The organism is Luteibacter sp. HA06, from assembly GCF_054061215.1.
The window spans coordinates 682082-708654 of sequence record NZ_JBSSDZ010000001.1 but is presented as its reverse complement, the minus strand read 5'-3'; the positions used below and the strand labels follow the sequence as shown (position 1 = coordinate 708654).

At 64.1% G+C, this 26573-nt stretch carries 32 protein-coding genes and 1 tRNA gene; 12 read left to right on the top strand and 21 right to left on the bottom strand.

What is annotated here, in order from left to right; genetic code table 11:
• Positions 1–3 precede the first annotated feature (3 nt).
• Positions 4–672: a winged helix-turn-helix domain-containing protein gene (locus tag ACVWWJ_RS03045; RefSeq protein ID WP_456966728.1), complete on the top strand. Its 669-nt coding sequence runs from the start codon at positions 4–6 to the stop codon at positions 670–672.
• A gap of 732 nt (positions 673–1404) precedes the next feature.
• Here the strand turns inward: ACVWWJ_RS03045 and ACVWWJ_RS03040 are convergent.
• The 3 genes from ACVWWJ_RS03040 to rplM all read right to left on the bottom strand — a co-directional run bounded on the left by ACVWWJ_RS03040 (position 1405) and on the right by rplM (position 2366).
• A tRNA-Gln gene (locus ACVWWJ_RS03040) sits at positions 1405–1478 on the bottom strand.
• A 57-nt stretch (positions 1479–1535) separates the two neighbouring features.
• Positions 1536–1928 carry a 30S ribosomal protein S9 gene (gene rpsI / locus ACVWWJ_RS03035; RefSeq protein WP_036138010.1) on the bottom strand — a complete coding sequence of 131 codons (393 nt, stop codon included), beginning with the start codon at positions 1926–1928 and terminating at the stop codon, positions 1536–1538.
• A 9-nt stretch (positions 1929–1937) separates the two neighbouring features.
• Positions 1938–2366, bottom strand: a complete 429-nt coding sequence (rplM, locus tag ACVWWJ_RS03030) for a 50S ribosomal protein L13 (RefSeq protein WP_046966859.1) — start codon at positions 2364–2366, stop codon at positions 1938–1940.
• Positions 2367–2632: 266 nt separating this feature from the next.
• Here rplM and coq7 point away from each other — a divergent pair, with 266 nt between their 5' ends.
• Positions 2633–3274 (top strand): 2-polyprenyl-3-methyl-6-methoxy-1,4-benzoquinone monooxygenase, encoded by a 642-nt coding sequence (coq7, locus tag ACVWWJ_RS03025; protein WP_456966727.1) that lies wholly within the window; start codon positions 2633–2635, stop codon positions 3272–3274.
• Here the strand turns inward: coq7 and ACVWWJ_RS03020 are convergent.
• Positions 3271–3957 (bottom strand): extensin-like domain-containing protein, encoded by a 687-nt coding sequence (locus ACVWWJ_RS03020; RefSeq protein ID WP_456966726.1) that lies wholly within the window; start codon positions 3955–3957, stop codon positions 3271–3273. The genes coq7 and ACVWWJ_RS03020 overlap by 4 nt on opposite strands.
• Before the next feature lie 51 nt (positions 3958–4008).
• A complete protein-coding gene (locus tag ACVWWJ_RS03015; protein WP_456966725.1) occupies positions 4009–4887 on the bottom strand; it encodes an aldo/keto reductase family oxidoreductase in 879 nt (292 codons plus the stop codon).
• 113 nt (positions 4888–5000) lie between these two features.
• Here ACVWWJ_RS03015 and ACVWWJ_RS03010 point away from each other — a divergent pair, with 113 nt between their 5' ends.
• Positions 5001–5903, top strand: coding sequence for a LysR family transcriptional regulator (locus ACVWWJ_RS03010; RefSeq protein WP_456966724.1), 903 nt, complete (start codon positions 5001–5003; stop codon positions 5901–5903).
• 28 nt (positions 5904–5931) lie between these two features.
• Here ACVWWJ_RS03010 and speD read toward each other — a convergent pair whose 3' ends face one another.
• Positions 5932–6717 carry an adenosylmethionine decarboxylase gene (gene speD / locus ACVWWJ_RS03005; protein ID WP_036109987.1) on the bottom strand — a complete coding sequence of 262 codons (786 nt, stop codon included), beginning with the start codon at positions 6715–6717 and terminating at the stop codon, positions 5932–5934.
• Positions 6718–7022: 305 nt separating this feature from the next.
• Here speD and crp point away from each other — a divergent pair, with 305 nt between their 5' ends.
• On the top strand, positions 7023–7718 hold the full coding sequence (crp, locus tag ACVWWJ_RS03000) for a cAMP-activated global transcriptional regulator CRP (protein ID WP_046966863.1): 696 nt from the start codon (positions 7023–7025) through the stop codon (positions 7716–7718).
• On the opposite strand, the gene ACVWWJ_RS02995 is transcribed toward crp, so the two are convergent.
• The 5 genes from ACVWWJ_RS02995 to ACVWWJ_RS02975 form a co-directional block, all read right to left on the bottom strand.
• The gene (locus ACVWWJ_RS02995; RefSeq protein ID WP_456966723.1) at positions 7715–8662 is read right to left on the bottom strand and encodes a bifunctional helix-turn-helix transcriptional regulator/GNAT family N-acetyltransferase; all 948 of its coding nucleotides are present in this window, start codon (positions 8660–8662) and stop codon (positions 7715–7717) included. The genes crp and ACVWWJ_RS02995 overlap by 4 nt on opposite strands.
• A 70-nt stretch (positions 8663–8732) precedes the next feature.
• Positions 8733–9440, bottom strand: a complete 708-nt coding sequence (locus tag ACVWWJ_RS02990) for a haloacid dehalogenase-like hydrolase (protein ID WP_456966722.1) — start codon at positions 9438–9440, stop codon at positions 8733–8735.
• A 7-nt stretch (positions 9441–9447) separates the two neighbouring features.
• Positions 9448–10296, bottom strand: a complete 849-nt coding sequence (trpC, locus tag ACVWWJ_RS02985; RefSeq protein ID WP_456966721.1) for an indole-3-glycerol phosphate synthase TrpC — start codon at positions 10294–10296, stop codon at positions 9448–9450.
• A 46-nt stretch (positions 10297–10342) separates the two neighbouring features.
• Complete coding sequence (trpD, locus tag ACVWWJ_RS02980; protein ID WP_456966720.1) at positions 10343–11374, bottom strand: anthranilate phosphoribosyltransferase; 1032 nt, start codon at positions 11372–11374, stop codon at positions 10343–10345.
• Between the two features lie 17 nt (positions 11375–11391).
• Positions 11392–11988: an aminodeoxychorismate/anthranilate synthase component II gene (locus ACVWWJ_RS02975; RefSeq protein WP_159894306.1), complete on the bottom strand. Its 597-nt coding sequence runs from the start codon at positions 11986–11988 to the stop codon at positions 11392–11394.
• 160 nt (positions 11989–12148) lie between these two features.
• On the opposite strand from ACVWWJ_RS02975, the gene ACVWWJ_RS02970 reads away from it, so the two are divergent.
• Positions 12149–12862 (top strand): hypothetical protein, encoded by a 714-nt coding sequence (locus tag ACVWWJ_RS02970; protein ID WP_456966719.1) that lies wholly within the window; start codon positions 12149–12151, stop codon positions 12860–12862.
• Positions 12863–12880: 18 nt separating this feature from the next.
• On the opposite strand, the gene ACVWWJ_RS02965 is transcribed toward ACVWWJ_RS02970, so the two are convergent.
• Positions 12881–14029 carry an FAD-dependent oxidoreductase gene (locus ACVWWJ_RS02965; protein ID WP_456966718.1) on the bottom strand — a complete coding sequence of 383 codons (1149 nt, stop codon included), beginning with the start codon at positions 14027–14029 and terminating at the stop codon, positions 12881–12883.
• 51 nt (positions 14030–14080) lie between these two features.
• On the opposite strand from ACVWWJ_RS02965, the gene ACVWWJ_RS02960 reads away from it, so the two are divergent.
• Positions 14081–14542, top strand: coding sequence for a MarR family winged helix-turn-helix transcriptional regulator (locus ACVWWJ_RS02960; protein ID WP_456966717.1), 462 nt, complete (start codon positions 14081–14083; stop codon positions 14540–14542).
• Positions 14543–14545: 3 nt separating this feature from the next.
• On the opposite strand, the gene ACVWWJ_RS02955 is transcribed toward ACVWWJ_RS02960, so the two are convergent.
• Positions 14546–15097: an isochorismatase family protein gene (locus tag ACVWWJ_RS02955; RefSeq protein WP_159894109.1), complete on the bottom strand. Its 552-nt coding sequence runs from the start codon at positions 15095–15097 to the stop codon at positions 14546–14548.
• A 15-nt stretch (positions 15098–15112) separates the two neighbouring features.
• A complete protein-coding gene (locus ACVWWJ_RS02950; RefSeq protein WP_159894111.1) occupies positions 15113–15574 on the bottom strand; it encodes a MarR family transcriptional regulator in 462 nt (153 codons plus the stop codon).
• A 137-nt stretch (positions 15575–15711) separates the two neighbouring features.
• On the opposite strand from ACVWWJ_RS02950, the gene ACVWWJ_RS02945 reads away from it, so the two are divergent.
• The 3 genes from ACVWWJ_RS02945 (at position 15712) to ACVWWJ_RS02935 (ending at position 17808) form a co-directional block, all read left to right on the top strand.
• Positions 15712–16383, top strand: coding sequence for a hypothetical protein (locus tag ACVWWJ_RS02945; RefSeq protein WP_456966716.1), 672 nt, complete (start codon positions 15712–15714; stop codon positions 16381–16383).
• A 70-nt stretch (positions 16384–16453) separates the two neighbouring features.
• Positions 16454–16840, top strand: coding sequence for a VOC family protein (locus ACVWWJ_RS02940; RefSeq protein WP_456966715.1), 387 nt, complete (start codon positions 16454–16456; stop codon positions 16838–16840).
• A 14-nt stretch (positions 16841–16854) separates the two neighbouring features.
• Positions 16855–17808, top strand: a complete 954-nt coding sequence (locus tag ACVWWJ_RS02935; protein ID WP_456966714.1) for a D-2-hydroxyacid dehydrogenase family protein — start codon at positions 16855–16857, stop codon at positions 17806–17808.
• On the opposite strand, the gene ACVWWJ_RS02930 is transcribed toward ACVWWJ_RS02935, so the two are convergent.
• Together ACVWWJ_RS02930 and ACVWWJ_RS02925 are read right to left on the bottom strand one after the other, a co-directional pair.
• The gene (locus ACVWWJ_RS02930) at positions 17798–18634 is read right to left on the bottom strand and encodes a DUF2884 family protein (RefSeq protein WP_456966713.1); all 837 of its coding nucleotides are present in this window, start codon (positions 18632–18634) and stop codon (positions 17798–17800) included. The two genes, ACVWWJ_RS02935 and ACVWWJ_RS02930, sit on opposite strands and share 11 nt — an antisense overlap.
• Before the next feature lie 120 nt (positions 18635–18754).
• Entirely contained in the window at positions 18755–19393 is a 639-nt protein-coding gene (locus ACVWWJ_RS02925) for a response regulator (protein WP_200851804.1), read from the bottom strand.
• Positions 19394–19668: 275 nt separating this feature from the next.
• On the opposite strand from ACVWWJ_RS02925, the gene ACVWWJ_RS02920 reads away from it, so the two are divergent.
• A complete protein-coding gene (locus tag ACVWWJ_RS02920; protein WP_456966712.1) occupies positions 19669–21759 on the top strand; it encodes an ATP-binding protein in 2091 nt (696 codons plus the stop codon).
• Between the two features lie 341 nt (positions 21760–22100).
• On the opposite strand, the gene ACVWWJ_RS02915 is transcribed toward ACVWWJ_RS02920, so the two are convergent.
• The 5 genes from ACVWWJ_RS02915 to ACVWWJ_RS02895 form a co-directional block, all read right to left on the bottom strand.
• Positions 22101–22535, bottom strand: coding sequence for a PA2169 family four-helix-bundle protein (locus ACVWWJ_RS02915; RefSeq protein ID WP_159894125.1), 435 nt, complete (start codon positions 22533–22535; stop codon positions 22101–22103).
• A gap of 66 nt (positions 22536–22601) precedes the next feature.
• Positions 22602–23366 carry a DUF2884 family protein gene (locus tag ACVWWJ_RS02910; RefSeq protein ID WP_456966711.1) on the bottom strand — a complete coding sequence of 255 codons (765 nt, stop codon included), beginning with the start codon at positions 23364–23366 and terminating at the stop codon, positions 22602–22604.
• On the bottom strand, positions 23363–23905 hold the full coding sequence (locus tag ACVWWJ_RS02905; RefSeq protein ID WP_456966710.1) for a hypothetical protein: 543 nt from the start codon (positions 23903–23905) through the stop codon (positions 23363–23365). The genes ACVWWJ_RS02910 and ACVWWJ_RS02905 overlap by 4 nt, the downstream gene beginning before the upstream one ends.
• 2 nt (positions 23906–23907) lie before the next feature.
• Positions 23908–24441, bottom strand: coding sequence for a peroxiredoxin (locus tag ACVWWJ_RS02900; RefSeq protein ID WP_159894130.1), 534 nt, complete (start codon positions 24439–24441; stop codon positions 23908–23910).
• A gap of 144 nt (positions 24442–24585) precedes the next feature.
• A complete protein-coding gene (locus ACVWWJ_RS02895; protein WP_159894132.1) occupies positions 24586–25041 on the bottom strand; it encodes a hypothetical protein in 456 nt (151 codons plus the stop codon).
• Between the two features lie 190 nt (positions 25042–25231).
• Between ACVWWJ_RS02895 and ACVWWJ_RS02890 the strand changes: the two genes are divergently transcribed.
• Both ACVWWJ_RS02890 and ACVWWJ_RS02885 read left to right on the top strand, forming a co-directional pair.
• Positions 25232–25645, top strand: coding sequence for a universal stress protein (locus tag ACVWWJ_RS02890; RefSeq protein ID WP_456966709.1), 414 nt, complete (start codon positions 25232–25234; stop codon positions 25643–25645).
• A 96-nt stretch (positions 25646–25741) separates the two neighbouring features.
• Complete coding sequence (locus tag ACVWWJ_RS02885; RefSeq protein ID WP_159894136.1) at positions 25742–26563, top strand: ferritin-like domain-containing protein; 822 nt, start codon at positions 25742–25744, stop codon at positions 26561–26563.
• The last annotated feature ends 10 nt before the right edge of the window (positions 26564–26573 follow it).

Below are 26573 nucleotides of genomic sequence, written 5' to 3'. Positions count from 1 at the left end.
GCCATGAGGCAGTCCTTTTTCACGTTAGGCGACTGGACCGTCCGTCCGGCACGCCGCGTCGTCGAGCGCGGGGACGAGCGCATATCGCTGGAACCCAAGGTGATGGACGTGCTGGTCGCCCTGGCTTCGCACGCACCGGACGTCGTCTCGGCCGACGAGCTGCTCGCTACGTGCTGGGCGGGCCAGTTCTATGGCGATAGCCCGGTACACAAAGCGATAGCCCAACTTCGCCGGTCGCTGGGCGATGACGCGCGAGCCCCGCGCTACATTGCGACGATTCGTAAGCGTGGTTACCGTGTGACCGTACCGGTGGTGTTTCCGGACATAGGTGCAAACCTCGATCCACCGTCCGGCCGTCCACTTCTCCCGGACTCGCCGCGACGTCGAGGCCGGCGCCCGGCGCTCATCGCGCGGCTGCATCGCCGGTGGCGCGAACGCCTATTGCGGTCGGCCGCCCTGGTTGTCACGAGCATGTGCTGTTTTGGCGCTGTCTGGGCGGCGTGGTGCGCCGTCAATGGGGAGGCAAACCTTTCAGACGTCGTGGATTCCGGCGACGCGCAGCGATTGAAGCGAAGGCGCGGCGGTGACACAGGGCGCTTCGAGCTGTCTCATCCGGCGAGCTCGGCCGCGCGACGACGCGCCGGTACCCGCCGGTGGCCGATGGGGCCCTGAAGACGATGGTCCACATGCTGGGCAAAGGCCAGGCCGTGCGGGCAAATCGCCGGGCAGTTCCGCAAGGCAAAAAAAAGGTTCTTCGCGGAATTTCGGGGACGCTGGATGCGGCGCCTGCGACCAGCTCACGCCACGGCGGGTCCGGAGGTCACGGCGCAGAGCCTTCGCTGCTTGGCCGCGTAAGGCGCAGAGCCTTCGGTGCCCACCCTCGCTGCTCAGACACCCCTTCGCGTTTCGTACCGGAAAGGCCGCTACCGCGGCCCATGTTCTTATTTGGCCTACGGCCGCTCCACTTGTCGGGAACTCGCCTCGAGGGTGGGCACCGAAGACTCTTCCCATCCCTGAGGTTCGTGCGGGTCGAGCCGACAAAGCAAAGCCGCTTCGGCTGTTGGCTCTCCTTCCAGCTGACCGTATCGTCGTGAGAGACCTTGGTGTCCACCCTCGAGGCGAGTTCCGCACAAGTGGAGCGGCCGTAGGCCAAATAGGTACATGAGCCGCGGTAGCGGCCTTCCGCATCGAACGCGGAGGACCTGTCTGAGCAGCGAGGGTGGACACCAAGGTCTCCCCGCGAAACGCCCAAGTGTAGAAGGCGATGGCGAAGGCGAGCCCGCGAGGCCGAAGTCGAACGAGGTGCGAGGTGCGCAAGAGTGCCCGGCTTGAAGCCGAGCGCCCGGCCCCGGTAATCCGTGAAGAACCAAAAAAAAGCCCCGCTTTCGCGGGGCTCTTCTTGTTTGGCTGGGAGACTAGGATTCGAACCTAGATAGACAGCGTCAGAGGCTGTCGTCCTACCGTTAGACGATCTCCCAATAAACTGGAGCTCGACGCGCTCTGACCGTGTGCGTCGAACCTTGAAGCGCTGGTGATTAGCGCTTCGAGAACTGCGTTGCGCGGCGGGCCTTGTGCAGACCGACCTTCTTACGTTCGACTTCGCGAGCATCGCGGGTCATGAAACCTGCCTTACGCAGCGGCGACTTCAGCGCTTCGTCGTATTCGACGAGGGCGCGGGAGATACCGAGGCGAATGGCGCCGGCCTGGCCCGTGATGCCGCCACCGGCGACGGTGACCATGATATCAAACTTGTCGACGTTTTCGGTCAGTTCGAGCGGCTGGCGCACGATCATGCGCGAGGTCTCGCGACCGAAGAACTGGTCGAGCGGCTTGCCGTTGACCACGATTCCACCGGTGCCCTTGCGGAGGAACACGCGGGCGGCGGAGGTCTTGCGGCGGCCGGTACCGTAATTCTGCTGGGTAGCCATGTGAATTCCTTAGATTTCCAACGCCTGGGGCATCTGCGCGGTGTGCGGGTGCTCAGCACCGCCGTACACCTTGAGCTTGCGGTACATCGCACGACCCAGCGGGTTCTTCGGCAGCATGCCCTTGACGGCGATCTCGATCACGCGCTCCGGGTGGGTAGCCAGCAGATCCTTGAGACTGGTGGTCTTCAGGTTGCCGACGTAGCCGGTGAAGCGGTGGTACATCTTGTCGTCCAGCTTGGCACCGGTCACGGCCACCTTCTCGGCGTTGATCACGACGATATAGTCGCCGGTATCGACGTGCGGGGTGAACTCGGGCTTGTGCTTGCCGCGGAGGCGACGCGCGACCTCGGTCGAAAGACGACCCAGGGTCTTGTTCGTGGCATCAACCACGAACCAATCGCGCTTGACGCTTTCCGGCTTGGCGGTGAACGTTTTCATTTCTAATACCTGGTTTGCCGCCACAGTGAGGCGGAACACGGAATCGGTGAAAGCAAAGGCGCGAGAGAATAGCGGACTTTTCCCTCATCGCGCAAGCCCACCGTACAGGTGAGCTTCGGGCCGACAATCATAATTGATCACGGGGCCCGTTCACAAGCGGTCCCGGTTCCGGATCGGCTACCGCGACAAGCGGCCGCAGCGTCTTCATCTGGATTCGGGAGTCGACCATTATAACCTGTGCGGTATCCGTACGTAAGGAGTCTTTCATGTCCGTTCGCACCCTGAGCCCCGTCGACCGCCTCCTGAGCGGGCTGGAACGCGCCATGGAGGCCGTGGCTGGCGCGCCCGAGGCATCGCGTCGCTCGCCGGGCGACGCGGTGCCCGACGCCCCGCTGGACGATGCCGAACGGCGCCACGCCGCGGGCCTGATGCGCATCAACCACGTCGGGGAGGTCTGCGCGCAGGCCCTCTACGTCGGCCAGGCCGCCCTCGCCCGCTCCGCCGAAACCCGCGAGCACCTCATGCATGCCGCCCAGGAAGAAACCGATCACCTGGCCTGGTGCGCCGAACGCCTGAAACAGCTCGACAGCCGGCCGAGCCTGCTCAACCCGCTCTGGTATGCCGGTAGCTATGCCATCGGCGTCGCGGCCGCCGCGGTCGGCGATCCGATCAGCCTCGGCTTCGTGGTCGAGACCGAGCGCCAGGTGGAAGCCCACCTCGCCGAGCACCTCGAGCGCCTTCCCGTCCAGGACGACCGCAGCCGGGCCATCCTGCGCCAGATGCAGGCGGACGAGATCCGCCATGCGGAGGCGGCCCAGGCGCGCGGCGGCGTCGATCTTCCGTGGCCACTGCCCGGCCTCATGCACGCGGCATCGACCATCATGAAAGCCGTCGCCTACCGCATCTAGCGACAACCGCCATATCCACCACCCTGAAGATGGAAGTGCGTGCGGTGCGCAGCGTTATAGTCGGGCCCGAAGAAGGCGCCGAAGTAGCGACAACCGTCGTGCTGCAAGCCGTGCAGGAACAGCCCGGTGTCGGGCGATGCCCATTCCTCCTCGATGCTCACCCGTCGGCCGTTGGCCAACCGCCAGCCGGTGACGTCGATCGCGTCGGCAAGCGCATGGCGACTCAGGGGCGCCTGTTCGCGGTGATAAATGTTCCGGCACGCATAGCTGCCTACATGATCGACGACGCGTACGGGCGAACCGAAGCGAGCCATTGTCGACGGTTGCAGCACCTGTCGATCGAACATAACGAGCGAGGCGGCCAGCGGACAGGTCAGCCTGACGGGCGACGAAAACCGCACGTCGCCGAGCGCCGACAGGCGCACCGCATCGGTCCATCCGCACCCGCTTGCTTCCTCGTGGTCGGGCAGCGTCGTGAACACTGCCCCCGCGCCGGCGATGGCGGCGCGACATACGGCGGGATCATCGCCCAGACGAATAAGCTTGTAGCGCAGGAAAAGATCAGGTGACGCGGTCAGGTCGAGCGGCGCCCAGGGATTGTAGCGGTCGGGCGGCCGCCAACCCCGGACCCAAACGAGCCCGGCTATCGCAATCAACAGCAGGAACAGCCATAGCGCTCGCATGACCGCACGTTAGAACGCGCGCCGTGAATGGCGGGCGTTCACCCTTGCGAATCAGCCGGCGTTCTGGCTGCCGATACCGTTCAACTCGGCGATAACATCACCTGGGAGCGCCAGGGCGGCCGCAGCAAGATTCTCACGAAGATGCGCCACGGACGACGTGCCCGGGATCAGCAGGATGTTGGGCGAGCGATGCAGTAGCCATGCGAGCGCGACCTGCATCGGCGTGGCGTCGAGCCGCTTCGCGACATCCGACAGCGTCGACGATTGCAGCGGCGTGAAGCCACCCAGCGGGAAGAACGGCACATAGGCCGTGCCTGCGCCAGCAAGCTCATCGATGAGTGCGTCGTCGTCGCGGTGAGCAAGGTTGTACTGGTTCTGTACGCCGACGATAGCCGTGAGTTTCCGACCTTCGGCGATCTGGGTCGCCGTGACGTTGCTCAGCCCGATATGACGGATAAGCCCTTTCTGCTGCAGCCCGGCCAACGTCGTGAGCGGCCCCTCGATGGAACCTTCCGCCGGACCGTGGACGTCGAACATGGCACGCAGGTTCACCACGTCGAGCACATCCTTGCCCAGGTTACGCAGGTTGTCGTGCACGGCCTTCGTGAGTTCCTCGGCGGAGAACGCCGGGTGCCACTCACCCTTCGGCCCGCGCACCGCGCCGACCTTGGTCACGATGACGAGATCGTCGCGGTAAGGGTGCAGCGCCTCGCGAATCAGCTGATTGGTGATATGCGGACCGTAGAAGTCGCTGGTGTCGATGTGATCGACGCCGCTTTCCACCGCCTCGCGCAGGACAGCCAGCGCGGCCTGGCGATCGCTCGGCGGCCCGAAGACGCCCTTGCCGGCAAGCTGCATGGCGCCGTAGCCAAGACGCTTCACCGTGCGATCGCCGAGGGTGAACGTACCGGCCTGGTTGATCTGGGACATGGGGGATCTCCTTGGGTAGACCTGCATCCTAGGCGCTGTGCGTTGGCGCGATAACTGTGCACAATCAGGACAGGTCGTGCGCTATTCCGCACAGTGCGCCGTCGAGGATTCCCATGGTCGATCTTGCCGATCTCAGCGCCTTTGTCGCCGTGGCGCGCGCACGCGGCTTCCGTGAAGCAGCCCGCCTGAGTGGCGGCAGCGCGTCCGCGCTGAGCGAGGCAGTCCGCCGGCTGGAAACCCAGCTTGGGGTGAGATTGCTCAACCGGACCACGCGAAGCGTCCTTCCCACCGAGGTGGGCGAGGGCCTGCTCCTGCGGCTCGGGCCTGCCCTGAACGAGGTCGATGCCGCGATCGACGTGGTCAACGGGTTTCGCGACAGGCCGGCGGGCACCCTGCGGCTCAATGTGCCGGTCAGTGCCGCCCGCCTTGTCTTGCCGGCCATCGTGCCGGCCTTCCTTGCCGCCTATCCGGACATCACGCTGGACGTGACAACCGAAGAGAGCTTCGTCGACGTGCTTGCCGCCGGTTGCGATGCCGGCATCCGTTACGACGAACGCCTGGAGCAGGACATGATTGCGGTGCCCATCGGCCCGCGTATCCAGCGCTTTGCGGCGGCGGCAGCGCCGGCCTACCTCGATCGCCATGGTCGTCCCGCGCACCCGCGCGACCTTCTCGATCACGCGTGCCTGCGCGGCCGCTTTCCGAGCGGCAACGTGCCGCCCTGGGAATTCGAGCGCGATGGCGAAGAGATCGTGGTCGACCCGTCGGGCCCGATGATCGTGCGCATTGGCGGAGGCACCGACCTTGCCGTCGATGCCGCCATCAGCGGGACAGGCATCGTCTACCTGTTCGAGGACTGGCTGCGCCCGTATTTCCGCAGTGGCGCGCTGGAGCCGGTGCTCGAGTCCTGGTGGCCGAGCTTCTCGGGCCCCTTCCTGTATTTCCCGGGACGCCGACTCGTTCCCGCGCCGCTGCGCGCCTTCATCGACTTCATCAAGGCGAATCCGCAGGCATAAAAAAACCCCGCTTTCGCGGGGTTCTTCGTCACATCAGGTTGCGGCCGTGGAAGAGTTCCTCGATCTCGCGGCGGAGCAGCGACTCGATGCGCTGGCGCTCCTTGAACGAAAGGTCGTCGGCCTGGGCCTCGAAGAGGTAGGTATCGAGGTCGAAGTCCTTGATGTGCATCTTCGTGTGGAAGATGTTTTCCTGGTAGACGTTCACGTCGAACATCTCGTACTTCTGGCGGATGTGCTTGGCCAGGTAGTCCTGCACGGAATTGATCTTGTGATCGATGAAATGCTTCTTGCCCTTCACGTCGCGCGTGAAACCGCGAACGCGGTAATCGGCGATGACGATGTCCGATTCGAAGCTGTCGATCAGGTAGTTCAGCGCCTTCAGCGGCGAGATGACACCGCAGGTGGCGACATCGATATCAGCGCGGAAAGTGGCGATGCCGTTGTGCGGATGCGTTTCCGGGTAGGTATGGACGGTGATGTGGCTCTTGTCCATGTGCGCTACGACGGCGCCCGAGATCGTGTCACGGCCGAGCTTCTCGACCACCGGCTCCTCGGAAATGAGGATGGTGACCGACGCGCCCTGCGGATCGTAATCCTGGCGCGCGATGTTCAGGATGTTCGCGCCGATGATCTCGGCCACGTCCGTCAGGATCTGGGTCAGGCGGTCAGCGTCGTACTGCTCATCGATGTACTCGATGTAGTTCTGGCGCTGCTGCTCCGAGACGGCATAGCAGATGTCATAGATGTTGAAGCTCAGCGCCTTGGTGAGGTTGTTGAAACCTTGCAGGCGAAGGCGGGGAAGCGGTTTGACCACAGCGACTCTCCGAGGCCGGGGGATGAACGGCCAGCAGTAGACGCGGGTTAGCAGCTAGGGTCCCCGCAAAGAAGAAAGAGAACAGGCAAACCCGAAGTGTGCCTCCCCCTTATGAACGGCGTAAGACAAGGGGTCGGACGCCGAGGGGGTGAAATTATGAGGCAAGATGGCGAAAATTTGAACACGCCGGGCACCTTTCACGTAATAATCCGCCCGAGACATGGCGAGTCAACGACACCTGACGGAATTCCGTCGGTCGGCCGTTGAAGGGGACGCCATGCCAGTAAGACTCAACGGAATCTGCTGTGGCTCAACTTAAATATCTGTTGCAACAGGCATTCGAACGTTCCCAGGCACCGCTGGGCTTCGCGCCCGACCCGGCCTCGATGGGCCGTTTCCTGGATGCCTGCCACCGCCGTCGCTACCCGGGGAAAACCGCGATCATCCGACCGGGTGATCCCGCCAACACGCTTTATTACGTGGTCGAAGGCTCGCTTGCCGTCTGCACCGAGGACGAGGAAGGCCGGGAGCTGATCCTGGCCTACATCAACCGGGGACAGTTCATCGGGGAGATGGGCTTGTTCGTCGAGCAGGCACAACGCGAATCACTCGTGCGTACGCGCACGCCCGTGGAAATGGCCGAGATCAGCTACGAGCGCCTGTTCCAGCTGCTCGAGGGTCCGCTGTCGGCCGAATGCCCCAAGCTGCTCTTCGCGATCGGCTCCCAACTGACCCAGCGCCTGCTGCGCACGTCGCGTCAGGTCAGCCGCATGGCCTTCATGGACGTGACCAATCGCGTGTCGCGCACCCTCCTGGACCTGTGCCAGGAACCGGACGCCATGACCCACCCCGACGGTACCCAGATCCGCATCTCGCGGCAGGAAGTCAGCCGGATCGTCGGCTGCTCCCGGGAAATGGTCGGCCGTGTGCTCAAGCAGCTCGAGGAAGAGCGAATGATCGACGTCGCCGGCAAGACCATCGTGGTTCGCGGTACCCGCTAACCCTCGTAAATCATGTAGACATCCGCCCGCTCGTAATGCGAGCCCGGGCGGATGGATGGCTGGCGCACGAAGCCGGCACGCTCGTACATGCCCATCGCGCGGGCCAGTTTGCTGTTGGACTCCAGGAACAGGTGCGAGCCGCCGAGACGGCGGTATTCGGCGATGGCCGCGTCGAGCAGCTTGCGACCGGCGCCAAGGCCCCGGTAGTTCTCGTCCACGCCCATCTTCGATAGTTCATAGACACCCTCATCCTCGCGGAGGAGCGCGCAGGTGCCGACCACCTCGCCCGCATACAGGGCGAAGAAGATCGCCCCGCCCTGCGCCAGCACCATGCCCTCGGGATCGGCGAACAGGGCACGATCCACGTCTTCGACGCGGAAATAGCGCTCGAGCCAGGCCTGGTTGAGTCGGCGGAAGTGCTCCCGCAGGGCGGGATCGAACGGCACCACCTCGACCTGCTCCTGCGCCAGCGTGGCCCGTTGGGCGAGGATCGCGTCGACCAGAGGCCGCTCACCCAGTGCCTGCTCGCAGCCGTCGATGGCATCCAGCAGAGCCAGACCGCGCGGCCCCATGGACTCCGCCATGCCGCGGCGGATCGCCAGCCAGACCGGACCCAGTGCGCCCAACGCTCGCTCGCCCGCGTCGGTCAGGGCGAGCACGCTACGCCGGCCGTCCTGGGGATCACGCTGGCGCACCACCATGCCGGCATCGACGAGTCGGTCGGCAAGCTGACTGACTGCCGAGTGCGTCTGGCCGATGGCTGTCGCCATGTCCGTGACGGTCGTGGGTCCGACGTCCCGCAGAAACCGCAGCACCGGAAACCAGCGCGATTCGATATCCGCTCCGCAGGCCCGGTATACCTCGTCGACGGCCTGGTAGAAGTGGTCGCTCAGCGCCTTGAGGCGGCTGCCGAGAGCAAGCTCGCGCAGGGAAGACAGGTACATCGTTTATCCGGGGACGGGGACGGATAGCGAGGCTAGCGGCGGCGGGAGGCCATACGCAAGGGTCAGACGGCTAGTACCAGTAGAGCACTTCGAGCTTGCTGCCGAGGACGCGACCGGCTTTCTTCCCGGCCTTCGGACTGGGGTTGATGAGCTTCGCCTCGTCGGCGGCACGCAGCATGGGCAGGTCGGATAGCGAGTCGCTATAGGCGATGGCCCAGGGCCTGGGCACGCCGGCCCGGTCGAGCGTCGTGACCTTTACCCCGTCGACGTTGTGCCGGGTGAAGTGCACGCCGAACAGGCCACCGCGCGTCTGCGAGGCGATCAGCTCGTAGCCGGTCAGGCTCACCTCGTCGAGAATCGCCTCGACCATGGTGAGGTCGTTGCCGCTGATGATGATGACGCGGTCGCCGGCATCCACGTGACGACGCAACGTGGCCACCGCATCGCGCAGGAACACGCCGGGCTTCCGGGCGTAGGTGCGCGCATAAGCGGCCACCTGGCGGCGATAGGTCGCTTCACGGCGCCCGAAGGTCACTACGCGAAGGAAGACCCGCCCAAGCAGGCGATTGCCGGAGACCGTGCCGATCAGGAACGGAATGAAGGGCAATAACGGCAGCACCAGCAACACACGCCAGCGGCCGACGCCGGAAAGGCGCTCGCGGAAGAACAGTTCCAATGTCTGGTGACGGACGATGACGCCATCGAAGTCGAACAGAACGACGCGTCGTGCGTCAGCGGCGGTGTCATCGACGACCGCCGTTTCAATCCCCTGATTCATTCGGCTTCTAGTGTTCGTGCGGGTGACTGTGGGGGGATGTACCGAAGAGTTTGTGCAGCTCGGCACCCGGATCCGCGGCGCGCATGAACGCTTCGCCGACGAGGAAGGTATGGATGCCCGCGTTGCGCAGCTTGCGTACGTCTTCCAGCGTGTGGATGCCGGATTCGGCAACGATGGCGGTCTCCGCCCCGACGCGGTCTTTCAACGTGAGCGATGTTCCCAACGATGTCTCGAACGTGCGCAGGTTACGGTTATTCACGCCGATCAGCGGGGCCGGGAGACCCAGGGCAACCTCAAGCTCGGCTTCGTTGTGCACTTCGACAAGCACGTCCAGATCGAGCTCCGCGGCAAGCATGGAGAGCTCCAGCAGCGCGTTCTCGTCGTAGATGACGTCGTCGCCTTCCTTGCTGCCGAAGGCCGCAACGATCAACAGGATGCAATCGGCCCCGACCACGCGGGACTCGTACACCTGGTATTCGTCGACGATGAAGTCCTTGCGCAGGATCGGCAGCGAGCAGGCCTCGCGCGCTTCGCGCAGGAAATCTTCGTGGCCCTGGAAGAAGTCGGCATCGGTCAGTACCGACAGGCACGCCGCGCCACCCTTTTCATAGCTGCGTGCGATCTCCGCGGGATTGAAGTCGGCGCGGATCAGTCCCTTGCTGGGGCTGGCCTTCTTGATCTCGGCGATGACCGCGGCATGGCCGTCATGCAGCCTGGCGTCGATCGCAGCGACGAAGCCACGTGTCGGCTCCAGGTCCGCCACGCGGGCGGCAAGGTCGTCAAGCGAACGCGTACGCTTACGCTCGGCGACTTCTTCCGCTTTGCGGTGAAGGATGCGATGGAGAATGTCGGGCATCGAAGCGCTTCCTTGGGTAAGGACGGGGTGGGGAGCCCCGACGATATCAGGCGCCGAGCCGCTGCGTCGCGGCCACGAACGCGTTCATTTTTGCACGAGCGGCGCCACTTGCGATGGTCGCCCGCGCCAGATCGATGCCTGCCTGAATCGAAGGCGCCACATCGGCCGTATACAAGGCGGCCCCGGCGTTCAGGCAGACGATGTCATGCGGCACGCCCGGAACACCGGAAATGGCGTCCAGCAGCATCGCTTTCGACTCGTTTGCGTCATCCACGCGCAGATTCCGGCTCGAGGCCATGGAAAGGCCAAAGTCCTCCGGCTCGACTTCGTACTCACGCACGACGCCGTCGCGTAGCTCACCCACCAGGGTGGCCGCGCCGAGGGAAATCTCGTCCATGCCATCACGGCCCCAGACCACCAGGGCGTGCTTCGCGCCCAGCGCCTGCAGCGCACGGACCTGGATGCCGACCAGATCCGGATGGAATACACCCATGAGGATATTCGGTGCGCCAGCGGGGTTGGTCAGCGGGCCGAGGATATTGAAGATCGTCCGCACGCCCATCTCCTTGCGAACGGGTGCGACGACCTTCATCGCCGGATGGTGGTTGGGCGCGAACATGAAACCGATATCGGTTTCGTCCATGCACACGGCCACCTGGGCCGGCAGGAGGTCGATCCGCGCACCAAGCGCCTCGAGGACATCGGCACTCCCCGACTTCGACGACACGCTGCGCCCGCCATGCTTGGCCACGCGGGCGCCCGCCGCCGCCGCGACGAACATCGACGCGGTGGAGATGTTGAACGAGGATGCGCCGTCGCCACCGGTACCGACGATATCGATGAAGTGAGGGTGCGGGCCCACGTCGACCTTGGCGGAGAGATCGCGCATGACACGCGCGGCGCCGGTGATTTCGCCAACGGTCTCCTTCTTCACCCGAAGTCCGGTGAGGATCGCCGCGGTCATCAGCGGGCTGACATCGCCCCGCATGATCTGGTGCATCAGCTCGATCATCTCGTCATGGAAGATCTCGCGGTGCTCGATCGTGCGCTGCAGCGCCTCGGAGGCAGTCATCGGCATGGAACGGGGATCCTTTCTTACGCGGCGAGCGGCAACGGCATGCCGAGGAAGTTACGCAGCAGGTCGTGACCGTGCTGGGTCAGGATCGACTCCGGATGGAACTGCACGCCTTCGATGTCGAGCGTGCGATGGCGAAGGCCCATGATCTCGTCGATCGAGCCGTCTTCGCGCTCTGTCCAGGCCGTGACTTCAAGGCAGTCCGGCACGGAGTCCTTTTCTACCACCAGCGAGTGGTAGCGGGTGGCCTCGAACGGATTCGGCAGGCCGGCGAAGACCCCCTGCCCCCGATGGATCACCGGCGAGGTCTTGCCGTGCATGATCTCCCGCGCCCGGATAACCTTGCCGCCGAACACCTGGCCAATGGCCTGATGCCCCAGGCAGACCCCGAAAATGGGCAGCTCGCCAGCCAGCTCGCGGAGGATGTCGATCGACACACCCGAATCGTCCGGCGTACCCGGTCCCGGCGAAATCATGATGCGGGACGGCGCCATGGCGCGGATATCCGCGACCGTGAGGGCGTCATTGCGCACCACCTTGACCTCCTGACCCAGCTCGCCCAGGTACTGGACGAGGTTGAAGGTGAAGCTGTCGTAGTTGTCGATCATCAGAAGCAAGGTGATACCCATGCTTTGGAATGGGGGAGGCCCATTATCCATGAAGCTGGGCGGGGCGGCACGGCACGGGAATACCCGTATGGCTTGCCCTGCTATAAGGCTGCTCAGGGCGGATTTATGACTCACATCGCCGTCGCACTGCTCCCAACAGGCTTATCCCATGCGCAACCTCGACTTCAGCTCCTGGCAAGGCCTGCTCTCCACCCTCTTCGGGCTGGCGGTCATTACGCTCATCGGCGTCGGCATCCGGCTGCTCGCCATGCAGACGATCCAGCAGCGGCGCGAGCGCGAGAACCGGCAGATCAACGAACGCCTCCGCACGTTGATTGCGGCTTATAAGACACTCGGCGGGTCGTTCACCGGCAACCTTTCGGTCGATCCGACGCATCTTCGCGATCTTAAACGCATGGAGGCGGATCAGACCGCCGTCGATGCGGCAGTGGCATCAGGCAGCGATCGCGCACGTCGCGTGCGTGATGCGGTAGAAGCCGCCCTGTCGGACATCATCCTGCTTGGCACGGAACGGCAGGTTGAACTGGCAGCGAAAGCAGCGACTGAGCTGGCCGAGGGGCGACCGACGCATACCGCCGAACTGGTGGTGTCGTTGCGCGACTTCATCCGCAGCGTGCTCGATCTGGATGCGATCCCGGCAAGCGTCGTCATTCCGAAGCAGGGGCCAACGCGCCCATCCAGCGGCGCGGGCGGTAAGGGCCGCGCGGACGGCGGTAAGGGTGATGGCCGCGAGGGTGGCGGTGGAAAAGGTGGCGGAGGTGGTATGGGCGGTGGCGGGATGGGTGCCGGCATGGCCGGCGGTGCCGCCGCAGGCGCAGGCACCGGCCTCGCGGCCGACGACGAGCACGACCAGCACCTGTGATGTGATGCGCTCCGTGCGTCAGGCGCCGGCTTCGCCCAGCACGCTGCGCATATGCTCCAGAGTCAGCGCCAGCGCGTCATGCGAACCCTGTATGGCCGCACCTTCTGCCGACCCACGCGCTGCTTCGACGACGCGCTCGAACATGTCGATCTCGAAGGCTTCCACCGCTGCATCCCAGTCGCTGCCAGCGACCAGGCGGGCTGCCAGTTCGGCGGCATCGCGCATCGCGGCATTGACGCCTTCGCCGCCGAACGGCGACATCACGTGGGCCGCATCTCCCAGCAGGGTGAGCCCGCGGCGATGTGTCCAACGGTGCCCAACCGGCAGCGCATACAGCGGCCGGGTGACGATGTGATCGTTGCTTGCGCGAATCACATCGAGAACCTTTTCACTCCACCCGGCGAACTCGCCGAGCAAGCCCTGGCGAAACGTATCCGGTGATGAGGTATCGAAGCGCTGTTCCACCCAACCGACAGGCACACGAAAAATACCGTAACCACGTACGTGCGAATGCGCGTTGCGCTGGGCGACGATGAGCTTGCCATCACCAACGACATCGACCTTTCCTCGTCCTACCAACGCAGCGATCGCAGGATGAAGCCGATCGACATCGTCGATGCCGAACTCGATGAAGGTCAGGCCGATGTATTCGGGCTGGTAGTTCGATAGCAATGGCCGTACGCGCGACCAGGTGCCGTCCGCGCCAACGACGAGGTCGACGTTGGCGACGTCGCCGTTCTCGAAACACAGATCCCAGGTGAGGTCGGCACAAGGCCGCACGGCTTGCACGCCACGCCCCCAACGAACCGCATTGTCCGGCAGCGAAGCAAGGAGAAGTTCGCGTAAGGCCGTTCGGTCGACCTCAGGCCGGTCGCCGTCGCCCGGGTCCGAATCCTCGAACAGCAGGCGCCCATCGCGATCGAGTACACGTGTGCCCTGGTCTTCATATCGAGCAATACGTTGAAAGCCCTCTCCGAGCCCAGCCTGAGCCAGGGCGAACTGGCCGGACTCGGTATGCAGGTCCAGCGTGCCGCCCTGCGGCCGCTCGAGCGAATGCCGCTCACGCTCGTAGACCACCGCTTCAATGCCGTGGACGTAAAGCATGCGGGCGAGCGTCAGCCCACCGGGGCCGGCGCCAACGATCGCGATACGTGGACGGGTGCGCATGAGGGCCTCGATCGATTAACATAGGTGACTATCCATTAAACATAGCCACCTATGAATCGTCAAGCCATGGATGTCGCGGGCGTGCCCACGGGCGCCCTCGCCCTCATCGGCCGGGTAAGCCGGGGCTTCGCTCGCCTGTACGAGCCGAAGTTGCGCGACCTGGGATTCTCACTCGGCCAGGTGCCGGTTATCGTCATGCTGAAGGGTCGCAAGGCCTTGTCGCAAAGCGAACTCGCCCGCGGAGTCCGCGTGGAGCAGCCAACGATGGCTCAATTGCTGAGCCGCATGGAACGCGATGGAAACATCGTACGCACGCCCGACCCGCAAGACGGACGCAGTAAGCTGATCTCCCTCACCGCCGACGCGGAAAAGCGCATGCCGGCGGCGAGAAAGATATTGTTCGCAGGAGAGGACGCCGCGCTCGCGGGTTTCAGCGACGCAGAAAAGGGTACCCTCGTCGCCCTGCTCGACCGACTCAGCGCGAATCTCGACAGGGAAGCGGGAGAAGGCTAAACGTCAGCCGATCGCCTTGAGCAGGTCGGCCGTCGTTGTCGTTTCGGCGAGACGCGGGAAGATCGTATTCACGCTGTTGTCGTGTGCACTGGCGACCATGTCGGTCATCGCATCGGGCACGATCACGACGTTGTAACCGTGCTCACTGGCAAAGCGCGCCGTGGACTCGACACCGATGCTCGTGGCGACACCGACGATGACTACCTGCTCGACACCCTTGCCGCGCAGCCAACTGTCCAGGTCGGTGCCGTGGAACGCGCCCCAACGCTTCTTTTCAACGATGTGATCGGACGGCGCCCGCTCGATTTCGGGCACGAACTCGGCGAACGACGGATCCGACGGAAAGGGACGCGCACCTCCATCGGTACGACCCGGCGCGGCGCCCGTGACATGCACGAGCACGACGGGGCGGCCCGATGCACGGAAGGCACGAGCGAGCGAGGCGGAACGCGCGACGATGTCGGCCGTGTCGTGCGCGGTCGGCAGCGCGACGATGCCCTTCTGCAGATCGATGACGATCAGGGCAGCGTTGGCATCGAGTTGGCTAAGCGGCATGGTGTATTCCTTGGGTTAGATAGATGCGTTCGAACTCGTATCGGCCAGGCGACGAATCACCGCCGCAGCAATCAAGAGGTCGCGCTGTTCGTCTTCGGTGAGGGTGGCAACAGCACCGGCGAGCCACGTCCGTTTCGCGGCCCGAACGCGGCGACGCGCCTCGACGCCGTCAGCGGTCAATGCGAAGAGGAACTGGCGTCCGTCGGTCGGGTGCGGCCTGCGCTCGACAAGGCCCTCCTCTTCGAGGACGGCCAACGTCACGCCCATCGACTGGGGCTTCACCAGTTCGGCGCGTGCCATGTCGGCGATGGACATCGGACCGCCCTCTTCCAGCCGGATGAGCACGGCCATTTGCGACCAGCTCAGCTCCTGGTTGTTGGACTCGGCTCGCAGGCGACGTATCAGCTGGCCGCAGGCGGCGAGGAGATCGGCAGCGGCGGCATCGACGCCGGGGGATACGTTGGGTGGCTTGGCCATCGCATTACGCTATGGGCGCCCGGTCTAACTTGCAAGGCAAACTTGCAAGTTTGGCTTCGAAAGTTCCTGCGGACTTGCCCTTTAACCAATGCGGTGGTGTCATCGGCGCAGCGACGCGGCACGTCAGGGAGAACACCATGCCAGCTTTTCGAATGCTCTTCGTCCTGTCGCTTGGCAACCTTCTTGCCGGCTCTGTAATGGCCCAACAGGCAGGACCAGCCAGCAACGTCAACCTGCCAGGCGTTACCGTCACCGCGGATGCGTACACCGAGAGCCGGGGCGGCTACCTGATCTCCGGCGACTTCAAAGTCGATCCACGCATGCCGAACGTGGTCTTTCCCGCCACGGCCCTCGTCGAGGGCGATGTACTCAGCGTGGAACCACAGCACCTCAACGAGAACGACTACGTGGTGCTGCAGGAATGCGCCTCGGCCGACTGCAGTCAGACGCGCATCGTCCGCGTATGGTCATCGGTTGAAGGCCATCCGATCGGTGGGGGCAACGAGCGTCGCATTATCATTCCGCACGAGAACAAGTACTGGATCTGGGCCAAGAAGCTTCCCGAGATCAGTCGTCCCGACTGCGACACATGCTCCACGCATTTCACCAGCTTCGTGCGCTTCGGACCGCCCATGACGATCACGCCGAACGGCGAGGAAGTGCGATATCACCAGAGCGAAGTGGACGCCGCTGCCAATGTGGAGCCCCTGCCGGTAACAAAGCAGACGCATGAAGGGTCGACCTTCGTGATCACCTTTGCCGGCGGCTCGACGGTAAGAATCCGGCGGATGCACGCGGCGGCACCGTGACGATTGTTTCATCTCTCTTGCCACGGCGACACACAGCGCGGATGCTTGGAAATCGATTGCGGAGATTTCCATGCCAACACTCGGTGCCATCACCTTCCTCGTCCACGACTACGACGAAGCTGTTGCCTTCTTCACGCAGGCCCTCGGCTTCACACTGATCGACGACACCGACATGGGTGACGGCAAGCGCTGGGTGACCGTTGCGCCCCGCGGGTCCGACGGTACCCGCCTGCTGCTCGCACGTGCCGTGACCGATGAACAACGTGCTCACGTGGGCAAGCAGGGCGGCGGTCGCGTATTCCTTTTCCTGCAGACCGACGACTTCGCCGGCGACTACGCGCGCATGCGCGAGCATGGCCTTCACTTTCGCGAAGAACCCCGACACGAAGCCTACGGCACCGTCGTGGTCTTCGATGACCTCTACGGTAACGGCTGGGACCTCATCCAGCCGGCATGACCCAGGAATCCAGAATGACCGACAAGACGATCCGGATAGCGGTGCTCGACGATTACCAGCACGTCGCCATGACGAGTGCAGACTGGTCCCCTCTGGAAGGCCGGGCAGAGATCGTGGTGTTCCACGATCACCTGGCCGAGCAGGCCCCGCTCGTGCAACGACTTTCCACCTTCGATGTCGTCTGCGTCATGCGTGAGCGCACCCCCATGACGGCCGCACTCATCGGCGCCCTGCCGAGGCTCAGGCTGATCGCGTCCACAGGCAGAGGCAACGCCTCGATCGACCTCGACGCGGCGTCAAAGCACGGCGTCGAGGTGGTACACACGGGCTACTCCTCGACACCGACGATCGAGTTCACCTGGTCTGCCATCCTGGGTCTGGCAAGGAACATTGCCGGCGAAGCAGCATCGCTTCGGGCCGGGAGCTGGCAGATCGGCCTGGGCACGGAGTTGCGCGGCAAGACGCTCGGCATCCTCGGACTGGGGCGAATCGGCTCCGAGGTTGCGCGTATCGCCCAGGTCTTCGGCATGCAGGTGATCGCCTGGAGCCAGAACCTCACCGACGAAGCCGCCAGTGCTGTCGGCGTGCGTCGCGTCACGAAGGAAGCGCTGATGGCGCAGTCGGACTTCCTGAGCATCCACACGCGCCTGAGCGACCGTACGCTCGGCCTCATCGGTGCAACCGAGTTGGCCAGCATGAAACCGACCGCGCGTCTCATCAACAGCTCGCGTGGCCCCATTGTCGACGAGGACGCGTTGATCGATGCGCTATCGGCCGGACGGCTTGCCGGCGCGGCGGTGGACGTTTTCGAAACGGAACCACTACCTGCGGATCATCCGTTCCGCCGCCTGCCTAACGTCCTCGCCACGCCGCACATCGGTTACGTCACCGAAGAGATGTATCGCACGTTCTATGGTGACAGCGTCGCCAATATCGCGACGTGGCTGGACAAGCAACTCAGAAGCTGACGACTTTCCCGCCGCGATCGGTGTCGTGGTCGTCGTCATGATGTTCGCCCTTCGGCTTCATCGTCATGAGTTCGAGGGGCTTGCCGTTATCCAGGCGAACGCCCCAGGCTTGCTGCAAGCTGCTCAGCTCGTTGAGCTGGGGGCAGATGGCATTCGCTTTCGCCTCCAGTGCCTTGGAGCGCTTGTTCATTTCCCGGTCCATGGCCTTGTCCAGCGAGTCGGCGCGCGCCTGTAGCGCGGCGACCTTACTTGCGTCGCCCGAGAGGGCCGCGGTCACGGCGCTCGAAGTGACGGAACCCACCAGCTCGCCGACCGAGTCGGATACGGATCCTGAGACCGTCTCCGTCATACGGTCTGCCGACCAGTGACCGGCACCGACTCCCTCGTCGATCTCACGCAGCGCGTCAGCCTGCTTTCGCTTGAGCTTCTCCAGCATCGTGCCCCGCTGGTCTCCCTCGGCAAACGAAAGCGTCACCGTGGTCATCGCCGAGAAACCAAGCTCCACGCCCTCCCGCGCGATCGTCGCGATCTGCGGCATCAGGGCGCGCACACCCGCCTCGTAACGGCGCAAGGCATCGGCATCGGCGTGGGAAACGGCAATCGCCTTGCCGTCGACGCGAAGTGCGCCGTCGTGGAGGAAAACCTCCGCCGGCTTCCCATCCGTACGATGGAAAGAAAGGCCTGCCGCCGTGACATCGACGTCGTACGGCGTCGAGTAGTCGCGCTTGCAAGTGTCCGAGCTGTAGTTGAACTCAGTGGCCTGCGCCGCCATCGCGGTAAGCGCGAGGACGGCGGCGGCGGTGCCGGCGATAATCGGATGGCGCATGGCCCTTCTCCCCAGGAACGAATGTTCGCCGGGGTGAGATGCGTCCGGCTGGCCTAAGGTTTAGTCCGTTTCACGGCGCGAAGCATGGGCAGTTCGTCACGCCCTGACTTTTGGCAGGGGTCAGGAGGCGATGCCGCGCTCCCGCGCGTACTCGGATAGTCGACTGTCGTGATCGATGCCGAGTTTGCGCATGGCATCGCGTTTCTGGCGACTGACCGTCTTGACGCTCCGGCTCAGGCGCTCGGCGATCTGTGAGAGCGACATGCCGCCGACATAGAGCCGGACCACCTCGATTTCCCGTGCCGACAGGCGGACGGCATCGGTCGTGCTTTGCACCCCGCCGGCGTCGAACTGACGCCGGATAGTGTCGCTCATATAGGCACGACCGGTTGCAGCGTAACGAACAGCCACCGCCACTTCCCGCAACGGCGCACGCTTGTCGCACAGGCCGAGCGCACCGCGGCCACGCATCGCCTGTAACACCGCCGGATTGTTGACCATGGTCAACACGACGATCGGCAGGCGCGGATAGCGGCGGCGCACCAGGTCGATCAGGGAAAGTCCGTCCCCATGACGTCCGCCGGGCATGGAAAAATCCGTTACCACCACATCGCAGGGACGCGAAGCCAGGAGATCGACGAGCTGATCGCCGTTCGCTGCTTCGCCGACCACTTCGATATCACCCGTCGCCTCCAGGGCGGCACGGGCCCCCATCAGCACCACGGGGTGATCGTCGGCAATGATCGTTCGCAGAACCATGTATTCCCTCGTAAGCGGATGTGTGCAGCCGCTCTCCATGAGATGTGCTACTCGTCTTACCATGGCGGAGATTACAGTAATCGTCCGCTCGTGGTCGAAGGAACACCATGACGCAATTGAGAATATTGACCATTTTTTTAGGCTTTTTTTGTGCATTCCATCCGGAGGCACGTAGCGCCGACACGACGCATGAGGATACGGGACAGCACGACACTGCCCCGATCGTTCATGTACGAACAGGACGACTCCCTGCAAAGGCGGATGAGTACGACGCCGTGCGCGGAACCCTCAGCGACGATGCGTCAGGCCTACCGCTCACTCCCGTCGAAGGAGCCTGGCTGGCTCGCCTTCGCGCCCTTCACTACGGCGTCCATCCCACCGCGCCGGCGTCGTGGCGAGAGGTAGCGCGTAAGGCGGGGCCCGCGGGCGCTGCCGTGCTGGGCTTGCTTCTCCTCGTGAGCTACGCCTACGTTCGCCTGCGGCGGGAGACGCAGCGACGGGAGCGAACGGAAGAGCAACTGGCCGATGTGACGCGAAACATGCCCGCCGTCGTCTACCGATTCCGCTTCTACGATGACGGACGCATCGCGTTCATCTACGTCGGTGGCAATCCGGAGCCCATGTTCGGCGTGCCGGCAGACACGTTTCTGCATGACGAGCGCCGTGCCTTCGCGCGCATCGATGCACGCGACCAGGCAGGGCTAATGACCGAAGTGATTCGCGCCGCGGCCTCCATGACGCCGATACTCGCTGAGATGCGCATGCGCGACATCGTCCCGGAGCGCTGGATAGCATCGCACGCGGTACCGCGGCGGGTCAGCCGTGCGGTCGAGTTCACCGGCTACTGGATCGACATCTCCGAACAACGCCTTCAATCGGTCCACCTCGCGGCCGCCAAGGAAGCCGCGGAATCGGCAACGCGTGCGAAGAGCCAGTTCCTGGCCACCATGAGCCACGAGATACGCACTCCGATGCACGGCCTCATCGGCATGCTGGAAATGCTTCGTTCGACGCCGCTCGATGCTGCCCAACGGCAATGGCTGGGCACGGCGGAGACGTCAGCCGAGGCGTTGCTGCAAATCCTGGACGACGTGCTGGACTTCTCCCGCATCGAGGCCGGAAAGCTGGCTATCGAGAAGGGACCGATCGACCTGCGTGAGTTGGTCGTGTCCGCAGTCGAACTGTTCGCATGGCAGGCCGACCGGAAAGGCCTCTTGATCGAACACCGGATCGACAGGCGTCTCGCGCAAAAGGTTCTGACCGACGGCGCGCGGTTGCGACAGATCCTGCTCAACCTGGTCAGTAATGCGATCAAATTCACCGAGCGAGGCATCGTTACGGTGGCCATTGATGTGATGCGCACCGGAGAAGGCCGGCAGCGACTGCGCATCACGGTGGCCGATACGGGTATCGGTATCGCCGCGAACGAATTGATGCGGTTGTTCACGCCGTTCACTCAGGCCGAGTCGTCGATCACACGCCGCTTCGGCGGCAGCGGCCTGGGTCTCGCCATCGGTCGGCGGCTGGTGTCGCTGCTCGGCGGACAGATCGAGATGACCAGCGAACAGGGTGTTGGCACACGCGTGACGGTGGACCTCGACCTGCCAGTCGTCGCCGGTGGCGTTTCGGACGCACCGGACGAGAGGGTTCGCTACGTGGGGAAAAGCCGGCCGCTCGATGTGCTCGTGGCGGAGGACAATGCCACCAACCGCGAGTTGATCGTTGCGCAACTGCAGCGACTGGGGCATCGACAGACGATCGTCGAGGACGGCGAGGAAGCCTTGGCGGCGTTGATGTCGCTGGAGTTCGACGTACTCCTGACCGACCTGCAGATGCCACGACGCGACGGCTACGCCCTGGCGCGCGCTATTCGCGAGAGCGACGACGCGCTGCACATCGTGGCGATGACGGCCAACGCCCTGCCCGAGGAGCGCGCGCGCTGCCTCGCCAATGGGATGGACGGATTCGTGGCTAAACCCGTCCGGCTCGACGCACTGCGCGAAGTCCTTGCGGGCGTCGCCGCCAGGGATGCGGTGTGGGACCTCGATGTCCTGCGCGAGGACTTCGGTACCCTGCAGGCATTGCCCGCCATGGTCGAGCGCTTTGCCTCAGCGATGCACGCCGACATCGAAGGCGCAGCAAGCCTGCACACGCCCCTCGAAGCCCAGGCATGGAGCCATCGGGTCAGCGGCGGCATTCGTGTTTTCGGGCCCTCGCGCGCAGCCGCCATGCTCGAGCGCTTCGAAAGAGATCTGCTCGGGGCCGATGGGAATCTTGCACTGGCGCGTCTGCCGACCGTGGTTGTGGCCTTGCAGACTCATGTGGCCCGGCTGGTGCTGGCGGCGCAGGACCTTGATGAGCGTTGAGCTTATTCTCAAAAGAAACTCAGATTTTTCAGACTAATCTGATTTCTTAATTCAGCCGCGCCTTGGATCCTTGTCGACGCACGCCATCTGGCGTGTCGCAACCGAGGGTCGCTAATGAGTCAGTACATCATCGATTACCACATTGCCGACGTTGGCCAGGCGTGGGGCATCTTTCGCAAGGGGTTCAGATGGCGGTGCGGAAAGACCCCGGCGACGCCATCGCCTTCGCAAACTTCTTTGCGGATCGCGAAACACGAATAGCGGCTCATACGGTTCGCGTCTCCGCGGACCGTCATCTGCACCGCACGCTCAGCGAGCTCAGGCGCGCCGCATAGAGGGCTTCAGCGGCCGGTCGCGCCGCCCATGTGGACCATATCCAGATGCAGCAGGCGCAGGCGCGCGATGTGGCGTCCCACGATAGCCCGGTCTCCCGAGGTCGATTCCAGCCGTAGAAAGGCATCGAGCAAACGCCGTTCCATGAGTTCCAGGGTGCGGATATAGGTCACATCCGGGTCGCTGGACAGTTTGGCCGAGGCCTCCATCATGCTGCGTCGGACGCCGCTCATGGCCCCGCCGGCCGTTGCCGGACGGCCACCGGTTGCGGTTACTTCGCTCTGCAGTTCAGCGGCGATATCGGTCAGCGAGTCGGCGGATTCCTGGAGAATCGCCTTGAGCCCCGGCTCTCGTACGCCCCGGGCCGCCTGACCATAAAGATCCCGATCCGCGATGACTCGGCGAATCAGCCCATTCACGACTCGGATCGAATTGCGTTCCATGGGCGAAACGTTAGACCTGTCGGACTTAGCCGGTGATAAACGCGCCCATATCTGGTCAGCGGGCGGTCATCCGCCGGGCTCGATGAGCAGGAGCGGCTGACCTGACGCATCACGCAGCCCCGATTGGAGATCGACCAGCTGGCGAACGGCCGGGCAGAGCGCCTGGACCCTGGGCCTGAGCGCGGTTTCCAGCCTGGCCAGAACACGGGCCTGTCCACCTGTCGACACATCGGCCACGCGGTCACGGAGCGCCGCCGCGCCCTGCAGGTCACCGTTCATGGCCAGCTGCATGGCTTCGCCACCCACATCCTGCGTCAGCAGAGGCGCGATATCCGAGACGATTTCCTGCGCATAGGCGCGCATGGCGTCCGCCTGCCAGTCGCGTGTGCTCTGGCTCGCAGCGATGCGTTGCTTGATCTGGGCGACACGGGAGGCCAGAGCCCGGTCGAGTTCGCCGCTGCTCAGCGAGCCCGGGGACGCCCTCGCGGCCTCGTCCCGCACCGCACGCGCCGCGATGTCGACACCATCAGTGGCAATCGCCTTGGCCTTGGGCACCAGAGCACGGACATTCCGCTCGAAGAGTGCGACGCGATCCTGCTCGTCCGGACGCAACGACACCGCGCGACCATCCGTCGACAGGCTGCCGTCATGCATCCGTACGCTGCGGGGAGCCACGTCCGGGCGTTCGAAAAGGAGGGCCCCGGCCTGCACCGTGAGGTCGTAGGTACTCGCGACGCCGCAGGAGACCTGGCTCATGTCCTGCGCCGCGGCGCCGCCCACAAAGCAGGCAGCGACGAGGACAAGCCGGCGGGCGAGGGTCAGGGAACTCATAGGACCGGCTGGGCGAACTGCTGCCTGACCGTGACGCTGCCAAGCACCCAGGCCAGCCAAGCAAGCACGGGCACCGAAACAGCCTTGAGTACGATGCCCACGAGCAAAATCGAGCGTGCCTTGGTGGCCTGGATGAGCAGCTCCGGCGGAAGGCCCGGCTGACCCAGCACGACACCGATCTCCTGCCACTGGTGGAAAGCCATCCACGCGGTGTACAGCGCCCAGACGGCGAGGACACCAGCGACGACACGCATGGCGCGACGACCCCACTCGCGCCAGCGAAGGGTGCCCAGGGCCAACACCATGACGGCGAACGCCCCGACGGTGTAACCCAGGGACCACGCCATGAGGATGCGTGGATCCGGGCCACCCGCAGCGATCGCCTCGGGGCTCAGACTACCGATGGCGCCGCCCGCGATGACAGCACCGTAGGCATTGATCACAAAGCCCACGGCCGCCAGCAACATCACCAGCCAGACCACGATGCGCCACAGCGCGAACGGTTGGGCGCCACGCGCACCCCTGACGGTTTTGAACATGCTCAGGTGCCCGAAGCCTTCAGCTGCGCAAGGTCGGCAAGCACCTGCCCGGAATTCTTCTCCGGATCGACATCCTTGTAGACCTTGGCAATCGTACCCGTCGGGCTGATCAGGAAGGTCTCGCGGCGGGCGTACTTGCTGCCCTTTTCATCGCTGAGCACGTCGTACTTCGTCGCCATGGCGCCGTCGGCGTCCGAAAGCAGCGGGAACGGTACGTGATACTTCGCGGCGAACTCGGCATGCGACTTCACATCGTCGAGGCTGACGCCATAGACCACGGCACCGGCCTTGTGCAGCTTGACGATGTCATCGCGGAAGGTGCAGACCTCGGTCGTGCAACCGCCGGTAAAGTCCTTCGGATAGAAATAGACCACCAGCCACTTGCCCTTTTCGGTGTCCAGGGAGTGCCACTCACCCTTCTGGTCCTGCAGCTTGAAGTCGGGCGCCTTGTCGCCGACGGCGGGGCCGGTCGGGGTGGCAGCCCAGGCAGAGACGGTGACCAGGCAAAGAGCGAGAAGCGTAAAGAGGCGACGCATGGGGAAACCTCGTGGGTGGGAATCAGGGAAGTGTACTCGTCCGCGTGAATGCGGGTTTTGTCCCTTTCGGTTGCGCGCCCTGGGCAATTCGCCAAAAAAAAGGGGTGCCCCGGAGGACACCCCTTCAGAGCGGAGAACCGCTGATTACTTGATCTTCTCGATCTCGAACTTGCTCAGGTCGACGCCGAGGTTGAAGCCGCGGCCCGTACCCGTGACGGCCAGCGAGACTTCGCCCTTGGTCATGGCGGCGCTCTCGGCGCTCTTCACGACACCGGCATTGGCGCCGCCGCTGGCGTATTCGCCGTAGATCTCGCCGATACCGTGGACGTGGGTGAACTCACCCTTGCCGCCCTCGATGCTGAACTTGCCGGCGGTCAGACCGCCACCGCGAACGTGGATGATCACGTCGGCGCTCTGGCCGTTATCGCAGCGCACGTGGCCCCGGCCATCGGCCTTCTTGTAGATCGCAGCCCAACCCGTGGTGCTGAACGTCATGTGGCACTTCACTTCGGCATTGCTGTCAGCCTTGGCGGGCTGGGCGGAGAAGGTACCTGCAGCGGCGAGTGCCAGGACAGCCAGACCGGTAATGCGCTTGATCATGTTCGTTTCTCCGTGGGTAGGTGGCAGGAAGCTACGGGACGGATTCTGTACTCACGAATGTGAAGAAACACGGAGGCTGCCGAGGCCCGTTCAGGAAAGCCGAGGATTCGTGGAAAGCCCGTGAATCGGCCCCTGCGGGCGGCGCACCTGTTTACTATCGATCCAACGCCGCTACCCGGAGAAATTCCCCATGCCCAAGCACATACTGGTTGGCTATGACGGTTCTGAAACCGCCCGCCGCGCCTACCTTTTCGCCCTGGAGCTGGCCGCATGCGCGGGCGCCCGGGTCCAGGTGGTCTCGGTACTGCAGGTCGACAACGGGGCCGATACGGCCGCCCTGATGATGACCGACAACGGTCGCGAGCGGCTCCAGGCCCTCCATGCGGAAGTAAAAGCCCTGAAACCCGAGGCAGGCGTCCCGGTGGAGATCGACCTGATCCACGGCAGCCCCGGGGACGCCCTCCTCTCCTATGTGGCCCAGCATGGCGTGGACCACATCGTGATCGGGCACACCGAACGGGGCGCCCTGGCCCGCTGGCTGGTGGGCTCGACGTCCACCGATGTCCTGGCCAAGGCCCACGTGCCCGTCACGGTGGTGCGCTGAACGCAAGAATCCCGCGTAGCCATGCCCGCCCGGCTTTGTCACAATTCGGTCAGATGCCCCTCTGGGCGATAAGACAAAGCGATCGGGGAACAACGAGTGAGCTACGCCGCCACTTTGCCATGGACGCTCGAAAAACTGGATCTCTCGCGCATTGAAACCGCGAAGGTCAGGGACAACGAAGACCTCTTCCTCCTGCTGTGCAGCTCATCGTTCGTGGAGAGCGGCTCGGACCTGTACACACATCTCCTCGTCGACCACTTCGCCGGCGACGAAACGCTGCAGGCGTGGCTTCGTGATCATTGGGAGCACGAGGAAATGCAGCACGGCCGTGCGTTGGCTGCCTATGTGCGCCACGTCTGGCCGGAGTTCGACTGGGAAACCGGCTTCCGCAACTTCTTCGCCCACTACGGCTCGGTGTGCACGCCGGACGAGCTGGAGCCCAACCGTGGCCTTGAGCTGGCAGCACGTTGCGTCGTCGAAACGGGCACCGCGAGTTTGTATCGCGCCCTTAACGAGGTGACCGATGAGCCCGTGCTGCGTGAACTGACGAACTACATCAAGAGCGATGAAGTGCGTCATTACAAGAACTTCTACCAACACTTCCGCATCTATCGCGAGCGCGACAAGATCGGTCGCTTCAGCACCTTGCGCACCTTGCTCAAGCGCCTGAGCGAGATCAAGAACGAAGACAGCGACATCGCACTGCGCCACGTGTTCAACGTGCGCCATCCCGACAAGGCACACGACGACGCGGAGTTCCGTCGCATTGCTGGTCGCGCGGAAGGCCTGCTGAAGAAGCACCTCCCCGCCGAGATGACGGTGAAGATGCTGCTACGCCCGCTGGACCTCCCTGCGCGCCTCAACACGCTGCTCGAGTGGCCCCTCACCCGCATCACCCAAAAGCTCTTCCTTCACTAACCGACCGCAG